18 protein-coding genes are annotated in these 19,928 nt (G+C 64.6%); 14 read left to right on the forward strand and 4 right to left on the reverse strand.

Translation table 11 applies throughout. The features are described 5' to 3' along the window. The 5 genes from ABYB95_RS03215 to ABYB95_RS03235 all read left to right on the forward strand — a co-directional run. A partial coding sequence (locus ABYB95_RS03215) for a fumarylacetoacetate hydrolase family protein (protein WP_372657004.1) occupies positions 1-478 on the forward strand: 478 nt, incomplete at its 5' end. 13 nt (positions 479-491) lie between these two features. Further along, complete coding sequence (gene dmpH, locus ABYB95_RS03220; protein ID WP_372657005.1) at positions 492-1,280, forward strand: 2-oxo-3-hexenedioate decarboxylase; 789 nt, start codon at positions 492-494, stop codon at positions 1,278-1,280. 10 nt (positions 1,281-1,290) lie between these two features. Continuing rightward, entirely contained in the window at positions 1,291-1,485 is a 195-nt protein-coding gene (locus ABYB95_RS03225; protein ID WP_372657006.1) for a 2-hydroxymuconate tautomerase family protein, read from the forward strand. Between the two features lie 142 nt (positions 1,486-1,627). Continuing rightward, positions 1,628-2,767, forward strand: coding sequence for an ABC transporter substrate-binding protein (locus ABYB95_RS03230; RefSeq protein WP_372657007.1), 1,140 nt, complete (start codon positions 1,628-1,630; stop codon positions 2,765-2,767). 567 nt (positions 2,768-3,334) lie between these two features. Then, positions 3,335-3,874 carry a flavin reductase family protein gene (locus ABYB95_RS03235; RefSeq protein WP_372657008.1) on the forward strand — a complete coding sequence of 180 codons (540 nt, stop codon included), beginning with the start codon at positions 3,335-3,337 and terminating at the stop codon, positions 3,872-3,874. A 49-nt stretch (positions 3,875-3,923) separates the two neighbouring features. Here the strand turns inward: ABYB95_RS03235 and ABYB95_RS03240 are convergent, their stop codons facing one another. Further along, a complete protein-coding gene (locus tag ABYB95_RS03240) occupies positions 3,924-4,424 on the reverse strand; it encodes a MarR family winged helix-turn-helix transcriptional regulator (RefSeq protein WP_372657009.1) in 501 nt (166 codons plus the stop codon). A gap of 163 nt (positions 4,425-4,587) precedes the next feature. Here ABYB95_RS03240 and ABYB95_RS03245 point away from each other — a divergent pair, with 163 nt between their 5' ends. Together ABYB95_RS03245 and ABYB95_RS03250 are read left to right on the forward strand one after the other, a co-directional pair. Then, positions 4,588-5,835 carry an acyl-CoA dehydrogenase family protein gene (locus ABYB95_RS03245; RefSeq protein ID WP_372657010.1) on the forward strand — a complete coding sequence of 416 codons (1,248 nt, stop codon included), beginning with the start codon at positions 4,588-4,590 and terminating at the stop codon, positions 5,833-5,835. 66 nt (positions 5,836-5,901) lie between these two features. Beyond that, a complete protein-coding gene (locus tag ABYB95_RS03250; protein ID WP_372657011.1) occupies positions 5,902-6,888 on the forward strand; it encodes a LysR family transcriptional regulator in 987 nt (328 codons plus the stop codon). A 36-nt stretch (positions 6,889-6,924) separates the two neighbouring features. On the opposite strand, the gene ABYB95_RS03255 is transcribed toward ABYB95_RS03250, so the two are convergent. Beyond that, on the reverse strand, positions 6,925-7,905 hold the full coding sequence (locus ABYB95_RS03255) for an amidohydrolase family protein (RefSeq protein ID WP_372657012.1): 981 nt from the start codon (positions 7,903-7,905) through the stop codon (positions 6,925-6,927). A 176-nt stretch (positions 7,906-8,081) separates the two neighbouring features. Further along, entirely contained in the window at positions 8,082-8,993 is a 912-nt protein-coding gene (locus ABYB95_RS03260) for a LysR family transcriptional regulator (protein WP_372657013.1), read from the reverse strand. Positions 8,994-9,104: 111 nt separating this feature from the next. On the opposite strand from ABYB95_RS03260, the gene ABYB95_RS03265 reads away from it, so the two are divergent. The 4 genes from ABYB95_RS03265 (at position 9,105) to ABYB95_RS03280 (ending at position 15,939) form a co-directional block, all read left to right on the forward strand. Further along, positions 9,105-9,938, forward strand: a complete 834-nt coding sequence (locus ABYB95_RS03265; protein ID WP_372657014.1) for an alpha/beta hydrolase — start codon at positions 9,105-9,107, stop codon at positions 9,936-9,938. Positions 9,939-10,028: 90 nt separating this feature from the next. Next, a complete protein-coding gene (locus ABYB95_RS03270; RefSeq protein ID WP_372657015.1) occupies positions 10,029-11,255 on the forward strand; it encodes an efflux RND transporter periplasmic adaptor subunit in 1,227 nt (408 codons plus the stop codon). 23 nt (positions 11,256-11,278) lie between these two features. Continuing rightward, a complete protein-coding gene (locus ABYB95_RS03275) occupies positions 11,279-14,506 on the forward strand; it encodes an efflux RND transporter permease subunit (protein ID WP_372657016.1) in 3,228 nt (1,075 codons plus the stop codon). An 11-nt stretch (positions 14,507-14,517) separates the two neighbouring features. After that, complete coding sequence (locus tag ABYB95_RS03280) at positions 14,518-15,939, forward strand: efflux transporter outer membrane subunit (RefSeq protein ID WP_372657017.1); 1,422 nt, start codon at positions 14,518-14,520, stop codon at positions 15,937-15,939. A gap of 274 nt (positions 15,940-16,213) precedes the next feature. On the opposite strand, the gene ABYB95_RS03285 is transcribed toward ABYB95_RS03280, so the two are convergent. Continuing rightward, positions 16,214-17,374 carry an MFS transporter gene (locus tag ABYB95_RS03285; protein WP_372657021.1) on the reverse strand — a complete coding sequence of 387 codons (1,161 nt, stop codon included), beginning with the start codon at positions 17,372-17,374 and terminating at the stop codon, positions 16,214-16,216. A gap of 236 nt (positions 17,375-17,610) precedes the next feature. On the opposite strand from ABYB95_RS03285, the gene ABYB95_RS03290 reads away from it, so the two are divergent. From ABYB95_RS03290 to ABYB95_RS03300, 3 genes are all read left to right on the forward strand, one after another. Next, on the forward strand, positions 17,611-18,534 hold the full coding sequence (locus ABYB95_RS03290) for a LysR substrate-binding domain-containing protein (protein WP_372657018.1): 924 nt from the start codon (positions 17,611-17,613) through the stop codon (positions 18,532-18,534). Positions 18,535-18,657: 123 nt separating this feature from the next. After that, positions 18,658-19,407, forward strand: a complete 750-nt coding sequence (locus ABYB95_RS03295) for a HAMP domain-containing protein (protein WP_372657019.1) — start codon at positions 18,658-18,660, stop codon at positions 19,405-19,407. Further along, a complete protein-coding gene (locus tag ABYB95_RS03300) occupies positions 19,347-19,805 on the forward strand; it encodes a methyl-accepting chemotaxis protein (protein WP_372657020.1) in 459 nt (152 codons plus the stop codon). The genes ABYB95_RS03295 and ABYB95_RS03300 overlap by 61 nt, the downstream gene beginning before the upstream one ends. Positions 19,806-19,928 lie beyond the last annotated feature (123 nt).

Genomic DNA, 19,928 nt, shown 5'->3' on the forward strand with positions numbered 1-19,928 from the left:
CAAGGGCGAAGGCGAAATCGGCTTCATCCTCAAACGGGACCTGACCGGCCCCGGCATCACCAACGCCGATGTGCTGGCTGCCACCGAATGCGTGATGCCCTGCTTCGAGATCGTGGACTCCCGCATCCAGGACTGGAAGATCAAGGTCCAGGACACGGTGGCCGACAACGGTTCGTCTGCGGCCTTCGTGACGGGTACGCAGCGCATAGACCCCAAACACCTGGACCTGACCACGGTGGGCCTGGTGCTCGAAAAGAACGGCGAAATCATCGGCACCGGCGCGGGCGCCGCCACCCTGGGCAACCCGGTCAACGCGGTGGCCTGGCTGGCCAACGCCTTGGGTGCTTACGGCATTCCCTTGAAGGCGGGAGAACTGATCCTCTCAGGCTCGTTATCGATCATGTTCCCCATCGCGCCGGGCGACCAGTTGCGCATGACGCTGGGAAAACTGGGCACGGCTTCGTGCCGCTTTGAATAGGACCACCGCCACCATGCAACTCCCTCAAGCCACCATCGAACAACTGGCCGAGCAACTGGAAAGCGCCGAACTGCTGTGCAGCGACATAGTGAAAATCACGGACGACCATCCCCAAATGGATTGGGAGGACGCCTACGCCATCCAGTACGAACTGCGGCGCCGCAAACAGGCACAGGGGCATCGGCTCGTGGGTCTGAAAATGGGTTTGACCTCGTTTGCCAAGATGAAACAAATGGGCGTTGAAAATCCCATCTACGGTTTTCTCTCCAGCGACTACGTGTGCCCCGATGGCGGCAACGTGGACTGCTCCCGCCTGATCCACCCCAAGGTGGAAGCAGAAATCGCGTTTGTCCTGCACACCGCGCTCAAGGGTCCGAACTGCACCGTGGCCGATGTTTTGGCCGCCACCGATTTCGTGATCCCGGCGATCGAGGTGATCGACTCGCGCTACCGGGACTTCAAGTTCGACCTCAAGAGCGTGGTGGCCGACAACTGCTCCTCCAGCCGCTTTGTCACCGGCGGCCATGCCCGGCGCGTTCAAGATGTGGATTTGCGCAGCCTGGGCATCGTGCTGGAAAAGAACGGTGAGGTCATCGCCACCGCCGCCGGTGCCGCCGTGCTGGGCGACCCCGCCGCCAGCGTGGCCATGCTGGCCAATATGTTGGCCGAACGCGATGAATACATTGCGGCAGGCACCTTTGTGATGACCGGCGGCGCCACCGAGGCCTACAGCGTGGAGCCCGGCGATTCGGTGACCGCACGCTTTCAGGACATCGGCTCCGTCTCCCTGCGCTTCAGCTGAACCCCACACCATGCCCGTTTTGCTGGTGAAGATTCTGCAGGGGCGACCGCCTGAAAAGATCGAGGCCTTGATCGCCGCCCTGACCGAGGCCACCGCGCGCAGCCTGGATGCACCGCCGGAAAGTGTGCGGGTACTGGTTGAAGAAATGCCCAAAACCCATTGGGGCGTGGGTGGCCAGTCGTTCCAGCAACGCGCCAAGCAATAGGTCTTTCGCCACCGTTCCGACAAGAAGGAGGACCGAAGAAGACAGGGAGCGGTTCTTAGAGAGCGCCCGCGCCACCGGTCTTCAAAACCCCTTGAATACCTGACCTGGCGCCGATCCAAAAAATGACTGTTGGAGACACACCATGGCAAGAAAAACCGCCAGACAGCTCACCTGTGCCTGTCTGCTGGGCAGCACATTGCTGCTCACGATCCAACTGGCCTGGAGCAAAGACCTGGTCGTGGCGCAGATCGGCGCACTGAGCGCCAAGCCGGTTCCCGAAGTGGTTCAACTCGGCCAAGGCATGCAAGCCTTGTTCACCGCCGTCAACGCGCGGGGTGGGGTGAACGGAAACCGCGTCGACTTCTTTCAGCTGGACGATGCACTCGACCCCACCCGTTTTGTGCAGCGTTTCCACGAAGCGTTGGAGCGGAAACCTCTCGCGCTGCTCTCCCCTTTTGGTTCACCGTCGGTGCAACGCATGTTGAGCGAAAAACTACTCGATAGTGCCGACATCGTCGTCATCAATGCGGTGCCAGGCGCAGAAGCCTTCCGGGAGCCCGGACACCCCAAGCTCTTCCATGTGCGCGCCGGTGACGGCCAGCAAATCGCCAAAGTCACACAACATGTCAGAACGCTGGGGCTGGAGCGCATGGGCATGCTTTTTGTCGACGCACCGGGCGGCCATTCGGGGCTGAAAGCGGCGCAAATAGCGGCCAAGGAAATCGGGGCACTCGAAGTCACGGGGTTCAAAGCCTCTCTCGCGCCCGACTCGGTTGCTGCAGCGGCCCAGGCCCTGGTGCAGGCCAAGATGCAAAGCGCGCTGGTGCTCGGCCCGCCCAGCTTCATGGCCGAGGCGGTAGGTGCTTTGCGCCAGGTGGGTGGTTCGTTCCCCGTCTTCGCCCTGTCTTATATTGGGCCAGAAGATCTGACCCTGCTGGTGGGCAGCGGCGCAGCCCGTGGCACCGGCATTGCACAGGCGTTCCCCAACCCCATGGGCGCACGATCGCCCTTGCAACGCGAATTCAACGCGGCGATGCGCAAGGCTTTTCCAGAACTCCAGCTGTACACGAGTTTCCACATGGAAGGCTATTTGTGCGCCAGGCTGTTTGTGGAAGCCGCCAAGCGCATGGAGAAACCCACGCCAACGGAACTGGCCAGGGTTCTCAAGAGCGCCGGTGAGATGGATTTCGGCGGCTTCCGGCTGGACTTCTCGCAGGGCTCAGCAGGCAGCCGGTTTGTGGACATCGGTGTGGTGGACTACCGAGGGCATCTGAACTACTGAAGGCGCCCCGCTCGTTTCGTCACACAAGGGCGACGCACCATGCTGAGCCACCGACACTTAGGGCCTGTTCACTCGCCGCCCCCGTTCTTTGACCCAGGCAAGGCCCGACATCCACACTCGGCATCGGTGACAAGCCTGCCGCCGCCCGTCTCAGTAGCAACAACCGAAGAGGACTCCACACAGTCAGAGCCCGACTCTTCAGCCCAGCAGGCCGGCAACTGGGGTTTGCGGGCGCACGCAACCAGCGTCCATTCATGACAAGCATGTCCGCTATTGACGTGTTGGGTTGGGCGGATGGCGTCAGCGGTCGTACGATGAACGCGTCCCGTTTTCTACCCACGTCGGTGGTGCAGTGGACCGCAGCCACTTCGCTGGCGGTTCCAACCGTTTCGAAACACCACGCACGGTCACGATCGCGGCAAACCGCTCCGGTGCAGCGCCGCTTTTTGCGGCATACATGCCCACCACCGGTCCGTGATGTACGGCCATACGAAAACGGTTTTCAAACGGGGCGGCACCTGCCGGGACCATGACCCCGAAGTTCACGAACGAGAAAGAGGAGCAGCTATGTATTCTTGGACGCTGATCACCGGCGACACACCGCTCACGGTGGACGCCACCCAATTTCGCCAGGCCTTGGGCGCGTTCCCGACCGGGGTGTGTCTGGTCACCACGGTCGGACCCGACGGCAAGCGCGAGGGCATGACCATCAATTCTTTTTCGTCGGTCTCGCTGACCCCACCGCTCGTGCTCTGGAGCATCCGCGACGCTGCGCGCAGCGCCGACGTGTTCATCTCCAGCCGCCACTTCGTCATCAGCATCCTGTCTTGCGAACAAAAAGACCTGGCCCTGCACTTTGCCCGACCGGCACCCGACAAGTTCGACGCGTTTGACGACCAGTTCACCACCGGCGCAGGTGGCTGCCCCAAGCTGCTGCACAGCGTGGCCACGTTTGAATGCAGCACCTATTCCCGGCACCAGGAGGGCGACCACACGATTTTGGTGGGCAAGGTAACCGCCTTCTCCAACACGCCTGCAACGCCCTTGCTGTTCCACTCCGGCCAAATGGGATCGGTCTGGGAACTGGCCGAAAAAATACCGCAGTAGCGGTTTGCGATGCCGTGCCGCAGCCGGCACGGGCATCCGCTCTCCTGGATCAGCTCTCGTGGTCCAGCGTGGCCATGTTCTGGTAAATGCGGCGCAGCATGTCGCGCAACAGATCGACCTGCGCCCCCCCGATGCCCGACAGCGCCACGCGGTCGTAGAGCTGCGCCAAGGGGATGATGCGCTGGGTGATGGCCACACCTTCGTCGGTCAGGCTGAGATCCAGCGCCCGCGCGTCTTCGTCTGAACGGTCGCGGATCAGCAGCCCCCGGTTCATCAAGCCGTCCACCGTGCGCGACAAAGTGGACGGCTCTGCCGACGTGTGCAAAGCCAATTCGGCCAGGCGCTGGCGTGGCTTGTGGTGCAGCGCGACGCAGACCCGCCATTCGGTCAAGGTGAGCCCAAAACGCTTGAGCTCGCGGCTGAACGACTGCCCCATTCGCATACCTGCACGTGCAAGCAAGTAGGGGATGGCGCTTTCCAGATCATGGTCCAGCAAGTCGCCTGGAACCGTCGCCGCCTCTGGTGCAGATTTGGGCTTTTTGCTCTTCATGGGGGTGGATGGTGGGCGGTTTTTTGCTTGCATGATCGGGAAATCATAACCGGCGTTTTTCGGGACATTTCAGGGTAAATAACTAATATTATTAATTGCAAATGCAATCAATAAAGTCTCTAATTCGGCCAGACACTTTGTTTGGAAGCCCTCAGGAGACACCATGAACATGCCCATCCCCCTGCCGCCGTCGTTCGCACCCGGCCAATCCAGCCCGGTGCCCGGCACCCCGCCGCTGAGCCAGATCGTCGGCGCCGCACAGGCACTGGTGCCTTTGTTGCGCGAACGCGCCCAAGCCACCGAACAAGCCCGCCGCGTCTCGGCGGAGGTCACCGATCGCTTCCGCGAGGGCGGCTTCTTCAAGCTCATGCAGCCGGCACGCTTTGGCGGCTACGAGTACGGGTTCACCGCCTTCATCGACGTCATCAGCACCCTGGGGCGCGGCTGCACCTCGTCCGCCTGGGGCTGTTCGCTGGGTGCGATCCACCAGTGGATGATGGGCACACTTCCCTTGCAAGCGCAAGAAGATGTGTGGGGCCAGAACCCCGACGACATCGTCTGCGGCTCGTACGCCCCAGCCACCATGGCCGAGCGGGTGGATGGTGGCTACAAGGTGCAAGGCCAGTGGAAGTTTGCGTCCAACGTTGACAACTCCCAATGGGCGCTTCTGGGCGTGCATTTCCCGCCGACCGAGAAAGGCGGCGCACCCGCAGCGGGATTCCTGCTGGCGCCCCGCAGCGACTGGTCGGTGCACGACAACTGGCACGTGGCCGGCCAAGCGGGCACCGGCTCCAAGACGGTGCTGATCGACAAGCCCTTGTTCATCCCGGAGCACCGCAAGATCACCTTCGCAGAGCTTTCGTCCGGTGCGCCTCCCGGCGCCGATGTGAACCGCAACCCGATCTACCGCATCCCCTTTCTTTCCGCCGTGCCGGTCTGCCTGGTCTCGCCCATATTGGGTACGGCCGAAGGCGCGGTCGAGGCCTTCATCGAACTCTGCGGTACCCGCGTGACGCGCGGCGCGGTAGCGGGCGCCGGCAACCAGCTCAGCCAGTTTTTCCCTGTGCAATCGCGCTTGGCCGAAGCCAGCGCTCTGGTGGACGCCGCGCGTCTCATGCTCTACCGCGACACCACCGAGGTCGAACAGATCGCCTACCGGGGCGACGCCATCAGCATCGACCAGCGCATCCGCAACCGGCGCGACCACGCGTTCACGGCCAAGATGTCGCAGGCCGCTGTGGAGGCGCTGTTCGCCAGCGTCGGCGGCGCGGGCCTGGCACTGGACCAGCCGCTGCAGCGCATGTGGCGCGACGCCAATGCGATCGCGCGCCACATCAGTCTGAACTGGGATGCGGTCTCGTCCATGGTCGGGCAGCACCTGCTCGGCCTGGAGCCCAAAGGCCAGTACTGAACACCGCCCGGCGCCGTGCCCGCCCGCGCGGCGTCTGGATTCCACCGCCTTGCCCTGGAGCGCGCCATGAACATCAACACCCTCGACCTGAACCTGTTTCTGATTTTTCAGGCGGTGTACGCCACCCGCAGCGTGACGCTCGCGGGTGAGCGCATCGGTCTGACGCAGTCCGCCGCCAGCAACGCGCTCAAACGCATGCGCGCACGCTTCAACGACCCGCTGTTCGTGCGCACGCCCGATGGCATGGTCCCCACACCCATGGCCGAGCGCTTGCTCGACCCCATCGAAGCAGGTCTGGCCCATTTCGCCAACGCCATCGATCAAGGCCAGCAGTTCGATCCTTCCACCTCGGATCGCTGCTTTCGCATCGCCATCAACGACATCGGGCAACTGGTCATGATGTCGCGCCTGCTCGCGGTCGCGCAAGAGCTGGCACCACAGGTGCGCTTCGAGACGGTGGACGTGTCCAAGGCCGACGTTCGGCAAAGCATGCTGCTGGGCAGCGTGGACCTGGCGGTGGGCAGCTGGAAAGGCATGGGTCAGAACTGCTACCAGCAGCGTTTGTTTGACGAAACCTTCGCTGTGGTCATGAGCGCATCGCATCCCCTGGCCCAGCGCGACTTGAGCTTTGAAGACTACGTGGCGGCCTGCCACATGGCCTACCGGCCCAGCGGCGAAACCGACACCGCCCTGCAGCAGACTTTGAGCCGCGCCGGGGTGCTGGGGCAACGCCAGGTGGTGTTGACCGCCGCCCACTCGTTGGGCTTGTCGTCCATCGTTGCTGGCTCCAAGCTGCTGCTCACCGCGCCCAACCGCCTGGCGAATGCCTTGATGGCCTCGCGCTCAGACCTCAAGGTGGCGCCCACTCCGTTCGACGTCACGCCGTTTCCCATCCGCCAACAGTGGCACGAACGCTTCCACCACGACGACGGCAACCGCTGGCTCCGGGAGTTGTTCTTCTCCCTGTTCCACGAGCCATCGGTTGGCCAGGTGGTGGCCCAGGCCATGGCGCGCAAGGACCGCAAAGCGCTCGCGTCGGCGGTGGACGAATAGCCGGTGCGCCCAGCCCGCTCTTAGCGGTTTTTGGATTCAGAGCGTGAGCTTGAAGAGCTTCTCTGCGTTGGTGCGCCCGATCTTCAGGCGGTCGGCCTCGCTGATGGCGGCGTGATCGAACCACTGGGCGGCGTGGTCCACGTTCTCGAACGGCCAGTCGGTCGAGAACAGAATACGATCGGCCCCCACCTCCAGCAGCGCGTCGATCAAGGTTTGCGTGCGGAAGTTGCCCGAGGTGGTGAGGTAGAAGTTGTTCTGAAAATAGGTACCGAGCGGCTTTTTCGCCGGATAGGCCTTGGGCACATCCACCCAGGCATTGCGGTTGTCCACCCGCCAGATGCTGTAGGGCAGGCCCTCGCCCATATGGCCCAGCACAATCTTCAAGCGGGGATGCCGATCGAACAAACCACTGGCCATGAGGCGCAACGCGTGCACCGCGGTTTCCTGGCCAAAAGCCCAGGTCGGACCCAACAACCAGGGGTGGCCGTCGTATATCTGGGCCCAGGATGCGATCGGGTTTCTCGGGTGCAAGTAGAACGGCACATCCAGCGCTTCAACGGTGCCCCAGAACGCCTCGAACTGCGGTGCGTCGTAGTACACGACGTTCTCCGGCGTGTGCAGCTGCGAAAAGCCGTTGACCAGCGCGCCCTTGAAACCCAGCTCCTTGACGCAGCGCTCCAGCTCGCGCGCGGCGCCGTCGGGGTCTTGCATGGCCAGCGCGGCAAAGGCCTGGAAACGGTCGGGCCGCTTGGCCACCTGCTCGGCCAGGTAGTCGTTGGCGCGCCGGGCCACCTCGGTCGCCTTCTCGGGCGAAGGTATCGCCTGCACAGCCGGCGCGTTCAGCGACAGCAACATCATCTGCATGCCGTTTTCATCCATCTGGCGCAGACGGTCTTCGTGGATGTCCATCAGGCGTTTGCTCAGCTCCTTCCAATAATCGCCGGGCACAAAACCCGCCGAATCCTGCAAGGTTTCAGCGATTGCAAAATGTTCTTCCAGACCAATTTTTCCGTTCATTCGAGTCTCCGTAAGCTGTGTTTTTACCTCGGTCAATGTAGGCAATCACACAGCGCAAGACCAACCCATATTCGTGATACGGGGCATTTCCGATATGCATGTTGGACCCCAGGATTTCCATGGGGAACGGAGGACCAGACAAACGCGAACCTTTGGCCCACGCTGGGGGAATGGGCTCAGCGCGACATCTGGGGATTTCTTGAGAGCAAGTCGGCCACCCACTCCACAAAGGCCCGCACTTTCGCACTCAGATGGCGGTTCGGTGGGTACACCACGTACAACGGAATCGTGGGGCAGGTCCAGTCGCTCAGCACCTGCTCCAGCTCACCACGTTCGAGCAAAGGTACGGCGGCGAATGCGCCGATCTGTGAAACACCGAGACCCGCCAACACCGAAGCGGTCAGCGCATTGCTTTCGTTCACCGACACTTTGTAGCGCCCCGCCACCTCCACCGTCTCACCGTCCTTCTCGAACACATGCGCGTAGGGTCGGCCCGTGCGGGACGAGAAGAAGTTCACCGTGGTGTGTTGGCTCTCGAGTTCGGACGGGTGTGCGGGTCGTCCGTGGGCCTTGAGATAGGCCGGCGAAGCCACCGCCATCAGCCGCATATTGCCCACGCGCCGGGCCACCAGCGACTGCTCCAGCAGCTCGCCGCCCCGTATCACACAGTCCACGTTGTCGGCGATCAGGTCCACCGGTCTATCGGTCACGCCCAGATCCAGCTGTATGTCGGGGTAGCGGCGGTAAAAGTCGGCCAGCGCCGGGATGATGATCAGCTGTGCCACCGACGCACCCACGTCCACGCGCAAGCGCCCGCTGGGGCTGGCTTGTGCGTTGGTCATGCTCGCATCGATATCGTCCAGATCGTGCAGCAGCCGGGTCGTGCGCTCGTAATAGGCCGCGCCATCGGGTGTCACCGTCACGCGCCGCGTGGTGCGGTTGAGCAGCTTGACCTTCAGCCGCGACTCCAGGTGCTGCACGAGCTTGGTGACCGTGCCCTTGGGCAGGTCCAGCGACTCCGCCGCCTTGGTGAAGGTGCCCGCCTCCACCACCCGCGCAAATACGCGTATTGATTGAATCTGATCCATTCCCTGGGTCCTCGGTATGCTGCTTTCAGGCCGCATTGTTCATGCAATGGAAACAGAGCACTGGCAGCAGGGGGCTTTATCCGCAAGCATGGTGTGCCTATAGTCGGGTCTATGGTTTCAACTACCACCACCTTCGTCCCCCCCGTTCCGGCACAAACCTTGTCGGTGCCGGGCAAGCCACCACTGGAGCTGCGCGTCTGGGGCAAAAAGCCGCGCGCCAGCTCGGTCCCTCTTGTGCTGCACTTCCACGGCGGCGCCTTTGTGTCCGGCGATCTGGACAGCAGCGCCTGCATGGCCGAGCTGCTGGCCAGCTCGGGCGCGGTGGTGGCCTCGCTGGCCTACCCGCTGGCGCCCACCCACCGTTTTCCCGCAGCGGTGGAAGCCGGCTATGTGGCCCTGGCGTGGTTGTACAAGCAACGCGCGCGCCTGGCCGGCGCCGGTGCTCCGCTGTTCGTCGCCGGCGAAGAAGCCGGTGGGAACATCGCGGCTGCGGTGGCGCTGATGGTGCGCGACCGCGCCCACCCGCCGCTGGCCGGTCAGATCCTGGTAGCACCCATGCTGGACCCCTGCAATGCCACCGCCTCGCTGCGGCAAACGCTGGGAGCAGCCATCTGCTGCAAGTGGATCGACGGTTGGAAGCAGTACCTGCGCGGCCCCATGGACGCCGAGCACCCGTATGCCGTGCCCTGCCGCGCGCAGCGCCTCACCGGCCTGCCGCCCACCTTGATCCTCACCGGCGGTGACGACCCGATGCGCGACGAAGCGCTGGCCTATGCCGAGCGCCTGCGCGAAGCCGGTATCCCCGTCAGTGGCGGCGTGCTGGCGCCCACCACCGGCTGGCCGGACGCGCTGAACGAGCAGCCGCCGCAGGAATGTCCGTGTGCCGGCGAAGTGCGCGAGCATGTGCGCGCCTTCTTCCAGGCCGCGACACCCCCGCCCTCCTGACGGGCGCCCCTCCCCTTTCCCTCCATCCCCCAATGCCAACCCCGGTTATCCGCCGGGGGCGGTCCTGCTCACCCTCAAAAAGGAAAAACCATGTCTCGCCTACCCGCATTCCAGGGCCGCATCTGGTGGCCCACCGCCGCCGCATTGGCCGCGATCGCCATCTCCGTGCTCGTGCTTGCACAAGAGTCCACCCCCGCCCAAGCCAGCGCAGCGCCCAGCGCGCCGCCACCCACACCGGTTTCCGTGGCCACGGTGACCGAGAGCGAAACCACCGCCTGGGACGAGTTCTCGGGTCGGCTCGAAGCGGTCGAACGCGTGGACATCCGTTCGCGCGTCGCGGGTGTGGTGCAGGCCACGCATTTCCGCGAAGGTTCGCTGGTGGCCAAGGGCGCCTTGCTGATCTCGATCGACCCGGCGCCCTACGAAGCCGAGGTGGCCCGAGCCCAGGCGCAGGTGGGGGCAGCCCAGGCACGCCTGACCCACGCGACCAGCGAACACGCACGCGCCCGCCGTCTCTGGGACGACAAGGCGATCGCCCAGCGGGAGCTCGACGACAAGCAGAACGCGCTGCGCGAAGCCGAAGCCAACCTGCTGGCCACACAGGCGCAGCTGCAGACGACACGCCTCAGCCTGGGTTACACCCAGGTGCGCGCCCCGGTGGCCGGCCGCATCGGCAAACTCGAAGTGACGGTGGGCAACCTGGTGGCCGCTGGCCCGGGCGCACCCGTGCTCACCACCCTGGTTTCGGTGAGCCCGATTTACGCCAGCTTCGATGCCGACGAAAAAACCGTGGCCCGTGCGCTCAAAGGCCTGGCCGATGGCGGCAACGGTACACGCCAGCGGGTCGAACGCATTCCGGTGCAAATGGGCACCTCCGAATCGGACGACACGCCCTATACCGGCCAACTGCAACTGATCGACAACCAGGTGGATCCGCGCAGCGGCACCGTGCGCGTGCGCGCCGTGTTCGACAACCCGGATGGCCGCCTGATGCCCGGGCAATTTGCCCGCATCCGCATGGGCCAGTCGCAAACCGCGCGCAGCCTGCTGGTGAGCGAGCGCGCCGTGGGCACCGACCAGGACAAGAAATACGTGCTGGTGGTCGGTGCGGGCGACAAGACCGAATACCGCGAGGTCACGCTGGGCGCCTCGATCGATGGCCTGCGCAAAGTGCAAAGCGGTCTCCAGCCGGGCGAGCGCATCGTCGTCAATGGCCTGCAGCGGGTGCGCCCGGGTGACGTGGTGCAGCCGCAGCCCGTGCCCATGAACGCACAAGCCCTGCCCTCTGCGGCACCGCAGGCGGTCGCCAAGTCCTGAGCCCGGATCACGAAGCGAATCCCATGAACTTCTCCAAATTTTTCATCGATCGGCCGATCTTTGCCGGCGTGCTCTCGCTGCTGATCCTGATCGCCGGTCTGGTCGCCTTGCGCGGCCTGCCGATCTCCGAGTACCCCGATGTGGCACCGCCTTCCATCGTGGTGCGTGCCCAATACCCGGGTGCCAACCCCAAAGTCATCGCCGAGACCGTGGCCACGCCGCTGGAGGAAGCCATCAATGGCGTCGAGGGCATGCTCTATATGAGCAGCCAGGCCACCACCGACGGCGTGATGACGCTGGCCGTGACCTTCCAGCTCGGCACCGACCCCGACAAGGCCCAGCAACTGGTGCAGAACCGGGTGTCGCAGGCCGCGCCGCGCCTGCCCGAGGAAGTGCGCCGCCTGGGCGTGACCACGGTCAAGAGCGCACCCGACATCACCATGGTGGTGCACCTGGTGTCGCCCAACGACCGTTACGACATCAACTACCTGCGCAACTACGCGGTGCTCAACGTCAAGGACCGGTTGGCCCGCATCCAGGGCGTGGGCCAGGTGCAGGTGTTCGGTGGTGGTGACTACTCCATGCGCGTCTGGCTCGACCCGCAAAAGGTCGCGCAGCGTGGCCTCTCGGCCAGCGATGTGGTGAGCGCCATCCGAGGGCAAAACGTGCAAGCCGCAGCCGGTGTGGTCGGGGCATCGCCGGGCCTGCCGGGCGTGGACATGCAGTTGTCCATCAACGCCCAGGGCCGCTTGCAGACCGAGGAAGAGTTCGGCGACATCATCGTCAAAGCCGGTGCCGACGGTGCCGTGACGCGCTTGCGCGACATCGGCCGCCTGGAAATGGGCGCCTCCGACTATTCGCTGCGCTCCTTGCTCAACAACAAGCCCGCCGTGGGCATGGGCGTGTTCCAGGCGCCCGGCTCCAACGCGCTCGACATCTCGGCCCAGGTGCGCGAGACCATGGCCGAACTGCAGCAGAACATGCCCGAGGGCGTGGAATACCGCATCGCCTACGACCCCACGCAGTTCGTGCGCGCCTCCATCCAATCGGTGATCACCACGCTGCTCGAAGCCATTGCGCTGGTGGTGCTGGTGGTGATCCTGTTCCTGCAGACCTGGCGCGCCTCCATCATCCCGCTGCTGGCGGTGCCGGTCTCGGTGGTGGGTACTTTCGCGGTGTTGCACCTGCTGGGCTTTTCGATCAACGCGCTGTCGCTGTTCGGACTGGTGCTGGCCATCGGCATCGTGGTGGACGACGCCATCGTGGTGGTGGAAAACGTGGAACGCAACATCGAAGCCGGGCTCTCGCCGCGCGAGGCCACCTACCGCGCGATGAAAGAAGTCTCGGGCCCCATCATCGCCATCGCGCTGGTGCTGGTCGCGGTGTTCGTACCGCTGGCTTTCATCAGCGGGCTCACCGGCCAGTTCTACAAGCAGTTCGCGGTGACCATCGCGATCTCCACCGTGATCTCGGCCATCAACTCGCTCACGCTCTCGCCCGCACTCGCTGCTCTGTTGCTGCGTGGCCACGACGCTCCCAAGGACGCGCTCACGCGTGGCATGGACAAGGTATTTGGTCCCCTGTTCCGTGGCTTCAACCGCCTCTTCCACCGGGGCTCCGAAGCCTACAGCGGTGGCGTGGCGCGCGTCATTTCGCGCAAGACGCTGATGATGGTGGTCTACCTCGCACTGGTGGGCGTGACTTTTGGCCTCTTCAAGGCGGTGCCCAGCGGCTTTGTGCCGGCGCAGGACAAGCAGTACCTGATCGGCTTCGCCCAGTTGCCCGACGGCGCCACGCTGGACCGCACCGAAGAGGTGATCCACCGCATGGGCGAGATCACCAAACAGAATCCGAACGTGGAGGACGCCATCGCCTTCCCCGGCCTGTCGATCAACGGCTTCACCAACAGCTCGAACTCGGGCATCGTGTTCGCCACCTTGAAGCCCTTTGCCGAGCGCCAGCGCGCCGACCAAAGCGGTGGCGCCGTCGCCGGCCAGTTGAACCAGGCCTACGGCAGCATCCAGGACGCCTTCATCGTGATGTTCCCGCCACCGCCGGTGGCCGGTCTGGGCACCACGGGCGGCTTCAAACTGCAACTGGAAGACAAAGGCTCGCTCGGCTACGAGGCCATGGACGCGGCGGTCAAGGCCTTCATGGCCAAGGCCTACCAGACGCCCGAACTCGCCGGCATGTTCACCAGTTGGCAGGTCAATGTGCCGCAGCTGTTCGCCGACATCGACCGCACCAAGGCGCGCCAGCTCGGCGTGCCGGTGACCGACATCTTCGACACCATGCAGATCTACCTCGGCAGCCTGTACGTGAACGACTTCAACCGCTTCGGCCGCACCTACAGCGTGCGCGCCCAGGCCGATGCGCCCTACCGCGCGCGCGCCGAAGACGTGGGTCTGCTCAAGGTGCGTTCGAACACCGGCGAGATGGTGCCGTTGTCGGCGCTGATGACGGTCAATTCCAGCTTCGGCCCGGAGCGCGCGATGCGCTACAACGGCTACCTCTCGGCCGACATCAACGGCGGTCCTGCGCCCGGTTTTTCGTCGGGCCAGGCGCAAGACGCCATCGAGCGCATCGCCGCCGAGACACTGCCCAAAGGCATTGGCTTTGAATGGACCGAACTCACCTACCAGGAGATCCTGGCCGGCAACTCCGCGCTGTGGGTGTTTCCGCTGGCGATCCTGCTGGTGTTTCTGGTGCTGGCCGCGCAGTACGAAAGCCTCACGCTGCCGCTGTCCATCATCCTGATCGTCCCCATGGGCTTGTTTGCCGCCATGACCGGGGTGTGGCTGGACGGAGGCGACAACAACGTGTTCACCCAGATCGGGTTGATCGTGCTGGTGGGGCTGTCGGCGAAGAACGCGATTCTGATCGTGGAGTTTGCGCGCGAGCTGGAGTTTGCCGGCCGCTCGCCGGTGCAAGCCGCGATCGAAGCCAGCCGCCTGCGGCTGCGCCCGATCCTGATGACCTCGCTGGCCTTTGTGATGGGTGTGTTGCCGCTGGTGCTGGCCACCGGCGCGGGCGCCGAGATGCGCTCGGCCATGGGCGTGGCGGTGTTCGCCGGCATGATCGGCGTGACCGCTTTCGGCCTCTTTCTCACACCGGTTTTCTACGTGCTGCTGCGCCGCCTCGCAGGCAACCGAGCGCTCAAGCTGCACGGCGAGATTCCCCATCTGGAAGGCTTTGCCTCCGGCGGCGGTGGCAGCGCGCGCGCAGTGCCCGCCGCACCCCTGACCCATTGAAGGACCACACCATGAAAAAACTCAGCCACCTGTTGCCGCTGACCGCCGCCCTGTTGCTGGCCGGTTGCGCCACCGCGCTGCCCCCCCTGCCCGCCACCATCGAGGCGCCACCACACTTCAAGGAAACTTCGCCCCACTGGACCATCGCCCAGGCCGCCGAAAACCAAGACCGCGGCAGTTGGTGGAAGGCATTCAAAGACCCGGTGCTCGACGACCTGGCCGAGCGCGCCGGCGCGAACAACACCAGCATCCAGGAGGCCGCCGCCCGGCTGGCCCAGGCGCGTTCGCTGGTGCGCGGTGCGCAAGCCGACCGCCTGCCCCAGATCGGCGTGGGCGCCAACGCGGCCCGAGGGGCGGGCGCCAACACAGCCAGCGGCGCCACGCCGGCCACCCTGCTGCAGGCGGGTGTCGATCTCTCGTACGAGGTCGACCTGTTCGGTCGCCTGGCGCGCGCGCAGGATGCCGCCGCACTCGACGCGCAATCGCGCGAGGCCCTGCTGCAAAGCACGCGCCTGCTGGTGCAGGCCGAGGTGGCCCAGACCTACCTGGCCCTGCGTGCCGCGGACAGCGAGCGCGCGCTGGTGCAGGACACCGCCACCGCCTACGCCGACACCCTGCGGCTCACACAGCGCCGCTTTGACGCGGGCGACGTGGCCGAGCTCGACGTGATCCGCATCCAGACCGAACTGGCCGCCACCGAGGCCGAGGTCTTTGCGCTCAGCCGCCAGCGCGCCGAGCTGGAACACGCCTTGGCCGTGCTCGTGGGCGAACCGGTGTCGGGCTTCAGCCTGGCCGCCGAGAGCCCTGGCCATGTGCTGCCGGTGATACCGGCCGGTGTGCCCAGCACCGTGCTCGCACGCCGGCCCGACGTGGCCGCAGCGCAAGCTTCGCTGCTGGCGGCGCAGGCCCGGGTGGGCCTGGCGCAGGCGGCCTGGTTTCCCAGCGTGTCGCTCACGGCAGCGGCCGGCTACGCCTCGCCCGATCTGAGCGACTTGTTCAAGTGGTCGGCACGCGCCTGGGGCATCGGTGCGCTGGTGTCGGCACCGCTGTTCGACGGCGGTCGGCGCGAGGCTGGGGTGCAAGGTGCCCAGGCGCAACTGGATGCCGCTGCCGCCAGCTACCGCAGCCAGGTTCTGAGCGCCTTCCGCGAAGTGGAAGACCAGCTGTCTGCGCTTCGCCTGTTGCAAGACCAGTCGCAAGCCCAGGGGCGCGCGGTCGGTGCCGCGCTGCGCGCCAGCGCCATCTCGGAAACGCGCTACCGCAACGGTCTGGTCAGCCAATTGGAATTGCTGGACGCGCGCCGCAACGAGCTGTTGCACCGCAGGCAAGCGGCACGCGTCGATGCGGCCCAGCACCAGGCCACCGTGCTGCTCATCCGAGCGCTGGGTGGCGGCTGGGACGCGGCTGCTTCGGCTGAGGGCAAACGCTCCTAAGCGGACGCTGGCAAAAGCGCGACGGGTGCGGAAAGGCTTGGGTCGAGGGGGTTTTCTGGACAGGCAAAGCGCACCCGGCGCGCACGGCGCGGTTTCGTGGCGCCACCCGGGTGGCAGGTTGGGCGTCGCCACACGCGTCAATTGCAGAACGACGAGATCAGGGCCCACGACGCGACGAGCTTGGGGCCTAGCCAGGCGCGAAAGACCCACACACATGGAACAGCCACCGACACCCAGCACAAGAGTGGCCTCCACACGGAAGCGAAGTGCCGCTTCATGCCACTGCGTTGACGACGCGCGGCCGCACCAACTCGCGGTCGTCGATGGGCCAATGGAGCGCGGCCGCGAACAAACCCAGGCCGATCGCGCACAACCAGATCAGGTCGTAAGACTGGGTGGCTTCAAATAGGCGGCTGCCCATCCACACACCCAGAAATGCGCCGAGCTGGTGCCCAAAGAAAACGAATCCAAACAAGGTGGCGACGTAGCGAACACCAAAGACCTGCGACACCAGGCCATTGGTCAGCGGTGCGGTGCCCAACCACGCCAAACCCATGACGGCGGCAAATACATACAAGGTCGCCGGGCTCAAGGGCAACAGCACAAACAACGCCATCGCGGCGGTACGCAGCAAGTAGATGCCCGCCAGCAGCTTCTTTCTGCGGTAGCGCGCGCCAAGCACGCCGCAGTAGTAGGTGCCCAAAATATTGGCCAACGCGATGATGGCCAATGCGGTGACCGCATCCGACGTCTGCATGCCCTTGTCCAGCAAGTAGGCGGGCAAATGCGTCGCCACAAAAGCGAGCTGAAATCCGCAAGCCAAGAAGCCCAGGTTCAACATCCAGAAACCACGGTGGCGGAAAGCCTCTCGCACCGCGGCGCCCAGTGGCTGCTCCACAGCACCGGGTAGCGCAACGGGGACACGGTCCTGCAACGACCGCGCCAGCGGCAAGGCGATCGCCATGGCAATGGCCAAAGCCAGCAGCGCGCCGCCCCATCCCCATGCGCTCAAGGCTTCCTGGGTCATGGGCACCATCGCAAACTGCACAAAACCACCGATCGCACCGGCCAGGCCGAGCGCCCAGCTCCGCCGCTCGGGAGCCACCAGGCGGCTCAATGCGCCATACACCACGCCAAAAGTGCTGCCCGACAAACCCACACCAATGCACACGCCTGCACTCCAGATGAAGCTGGTCGGGGTGTTCGCATGCACCATGAGCAGCAGGCCCACCGCGTAAAAGACCAGCCCTGCCGCCACCACCTTGGCCGACCCGTAGCGATCGGCCACCATGCCGGTAAAGGGTTGCGCAATGCCCCAGGTGAGGTTCTGGACCGCCATGGCAAAGCCGAAAGTCTCACGCGACCAGCCCCGCTCCAAGGTGATGGGCAGAAAAAACAGGCCTTGCACGTGGCGCACACCCAGGGCCAAACCCATGACGATGCCGCCCGCCAGCACCAGCACCCATGCCTGCTGCCACCAGACACAAGCTTCTGGCGGCACGGCGGTTGCGAGCGCACGGTCGGATCGGGTGGTGGATAGAGGCTTCACGGGAATCTCTCGGACGAAGTGGGCGGGAGGTACACCTCGGCGTACCGGTTTGAAAGCCCATTACAAGTTTTCGTTTTCCGTGTTTCAATCAAATTTTTCGCCACTTCGCATTCCTCCAGCTCATGTCACTGCCGCTTGTCCGTCTACCGTCGCTGGACCTGATCCGGGGTTTTGTCGCGGTCGGGCGCCGCATGAGCATCACACTGGCCTCGCAGGATTTGTGTCTCACGCAGTCGGCGGTGAGCCGCCAGGTCAACGCGTTGGAAGAACAGCTGGGTGTCAAATTGCTGGTGCGTGGCCACCGCTCCATCGCCTTCACCGCCGAGGGCGAACGGCTTTTTCGCAGCGCCGACGGCGCGGTGCAGCAGCTGCAAGACGTTCTGGGCGAGATCCAGTCCAACGGGGTGCATCGGCCCGTCACGCTGAGCGCCAGCATTGGCGTCACGGGCCTGTGGTTGCTGCCCCGTTTGAGCCGCTTCCAGAAACTGCATCCCGACATGGATTTGCGGGTTTCGTCCAACAACCGTGTCGCCGACCTCCGGCACGACGGCATCGATCTGGCCATCCGCTACACCACACCCGCACAGTCACCGCCCGGTGCCACACGCTTGTTCGGCGAATCGATTGCGCCGGTGGCCCACCCCTCGCTGGGACTGAAATCCTTGCGCACACCCCAGGCGCTGGCCAAGCTGTCTCTGCTGGAACTCGACCACCCCTCCCACCCGCTGCTGCAATGGGCAGACTGGTTCCATGCCCAGGGTTGGACACAAACCCAGCCCAGGGGCGTGCTGCGGTTCAACCAATACGATCAGGTGATCCAGGCCGCGCTGGATGGGCGGGGCATCGCCCTGGGTCGGCTCGAACTGATCCAGCCGCTGCTGGACGAGGGCCGCCTGGTTCTGCTCGCGCCGGTCAAACACGGGAGCGAGACCACGCATGCGTACTGGCTGGTTCGTGCCCATGACAACCCGCGCCAAGACGTGCGCCGCGTGGCCGATTGGATAGAGGCAGAAGCACGCGCGTCCCGCGACGCCGCACCGGCATAAACCGCCCTGCCTCCACGGTCGCCACCCAGCTGCAGGCGCCGGGGCACCCTTCTCCACCGGCAATTGGGTCTTTTCAGGCGGACGACCAGACCGCCACGGGCCATTTTTTCCAGTGGCGCGCCCATGCACACAACAGGCCTGATCGGCTTAAGAAACGGGCCATTTCTGTCGATGAGGGTCGTGTCCACCCCGACTTTTTTCGAACAGGTCAAAAAAATGTACTCCCCGCCAGCCGCGTTTTTTCAAAGCTTCGCGTACTTCTTCCGTCGATTTTCTATCCTCGTGCGGCTGCTCATTGGCTTCTCGATCGCACTGGCACCCCTGTTCGCCGGTTTGATGCTGGTCCATCTGAAGATTTCCGAACTGCGCACCGAGCTCAGCGCGGGGAAACTGAACGACACGCTGGACTTGGCCAGCCGGGTCGAAGGTATTCAAAGCGACATGTGGCTGGCGCTGGCAGGCACGGTGTGTATCGGCGTGCTCTTGATCGTGGCGATCACCATCTCGATCGTGCGCCCGATCGGTGTGCTGAAGTCCTCGACACAATCCGTCGCCAACGGTGACTTGACTGAAACGCTGGATACGCAATGGACCGACGAAGTGGGGGAGATGACGCGTTCGCTCTCCGGTATGCGCGCGGCCCTCGCGGGTGTCGTGGTCACCATCCACCACAGCGCCCATACGGTCTCGTCGGCCTCCAACGAGCTCGCGGTCGGCAACGCCGGTCGGCCGATTCCGCGCGGCACGTGTCCCAACTCACCCAGGAAACCGTACTCTCCGCGAACCGCAGCGGCCGCTCGCTGTCAGACGGTGTGCATACGGTGGAGAAACTCAGTGCGAGTTCTCAAAAGATGGCGGACATTGTCGGCGTGATCGATGCAATCGCCTTCCGGACCAACATCCTTGCGCTGAACGCCGCCGTCGAAGCGGCCCGCGCAGGTGAACAAGGCCGCGGATTCGCCGTGGTCGCGTCAGAGGTGCGTGCCTTGGCGTCCCGATCGGTTGAAGAGGCCGGAACCGAAATGCGCCGCCTGGTCGAGAACGTCTCGTCCGTCACCGACCACATCGCGGAAATCAGCAACGCGGCCGATGAGCAAAGCTCTGGCATGGACATGGTCAGCCAATCTGTTGCGGAGCTCGACGCCGTCACCCACCAGAACGCTGCGCTGGTTGAACAAGCGGCGCAGGCGTCGAACGGGCTTCAAAATGAAGCCCGCCGCCTGGTCCAGGCCGTAGCGGTATTTCGTTTGTCGGCCAACGCAGCGGCCTGAAGGGCGTCGCGGTGGACATCGCCATACCCAGCCGGGGTGGTGTGGACGCGCCGAAGAACGGCTCGATTCCGTAGCGCCGGCTCAGTTGGGTCGTAGGCCGGCACCTGGCGCAGTGGGTGCGTG

Source organism: Hydrogenophaga sp., assembly GCF_041633695.1.
Classification (GTDB): Bacteria; Pseudomonadota; Gammaproteobacteria; order Burkholderiales; family Burkholderiaceae_C; genus Hydrogenophaga.

Excerpts from the sequence above, each read along its gene's own strand:
- dmpH (WP_372657005.1), top strand. The coding sequence starts at position 492 with ATGCAACTCCCTCAAGCCACCATCGAACAACTGGCCGAGCAACTGGAA.
- ABYB95_RS03230 (WP_372657007.1), top strand. The coding sequence starts at position 1,628 with ATGGCAAGAAAAACCGCCAGACAGCTCACCTGTGCCTGTCTGCTGGGC.
- ABYB95_RS03285 (WP_372657021.1), bottom strand. The coding sequence starts at position 17,374 with ATGGGTTTGGCCCTGGGTGTGCGCCACGTGCAAGGCCTGTTTTTTCTG.
- ABYB95_RS03235 (WP_372657008.1), top strand. The coding sequence starts at position 3,335 with ATGTATTCTTGGACGCTGATCACCGGCGACACACCGCTCACGGTGGAC.
- ABYB95_RS03240 (WP_372657009.1), bottom strand. The coding sequence starts at position 4,424 with ATGAAGAGCAAAAAGCCCAAATCTGCACCAGAGGCGGCGACGGTTCCA.
- ABYB95_RS03275 (WP_372657016.1), top strand. The coding sequence starts at position 11,279 with ATGAACTTCTCCAAATTTTTCATCGATCGGCCGATCTTTGCCGGCGTG.
- ABYB95_RS03265 (WP_372657014.1), top strand. The coding sequence starts at position 9,105 with ATGGTTTCAACTACCACCACCTTCGTCCCCCCCGTTCCGGCACAAACC.
- ABYB95_RS03245 (WP_372657010.1), top strand. The coding sequence starts at position 4,588 with ATGAACATGCCCATCCCCCTGCCGCCGTCGTTCGCACCCGGCCAATCC.
- ABYB95_RS03225 (WP_372657006.1), top strand. The coding sequence starts at position 1,291 with ATGCCCGTTTTGCTGGTGAAGATTCTGCAGGGGCGACCGCCTGAAAAG.
- ABYB95_RS03255 (WP_372657012.1), bottom strand. The coding sequence starts at position 7,905 with ATGAACGGAAAAATTGGTCTGGAAGAACATTTTGCAATCGCTGAAACC.
- ABYB95_RS03250 (WP_372657011.1), top strand. The coding sequence starts at position 5,902 with ATGAACATCAACACCCTCGACCTGAACCTGTTTCTGATTTTTCAGGCG.
- ABYB95_RS03280 (WP_372657017.1), top strand. The coding sequence starts at position 14,518 with ATGAAAAAACTCAGCCACCTGTTGCCGCTGACCGCCGCCCTGTTGCTG.
- ABYB95_RS03295 (WP_372657019.1), top strand. The coding sequence starts at position 18,658 with ATGCACACAACAGGCCTGATCGGCTTAAGAAACGGGCCATTTCTGTCG.
- ABYB95_RS03290 (WP_372657018.1), top strand. The coding sequence starts at position 17,611 with ATGTCACTGCCGCTTGTCCGTCTACCGTCGCTGGACCTGATCCGGGGT.
- ABYB95_RS03260 (WP_372657013.1), bottom strand. The coding sequence starts at position 8,993 with ATGGATCAGATTCAATCAATACGCGTATTTGCGCGGGTGGTGGAGGCG.
- ABYB95_RS03270 (WP_372657015.1), top strand. The coding sequence starts at position 10,029 with ATGTCTCGCCTACCCGCATTCCAGGGCCGCATCTGGTGGCCCACCGCC.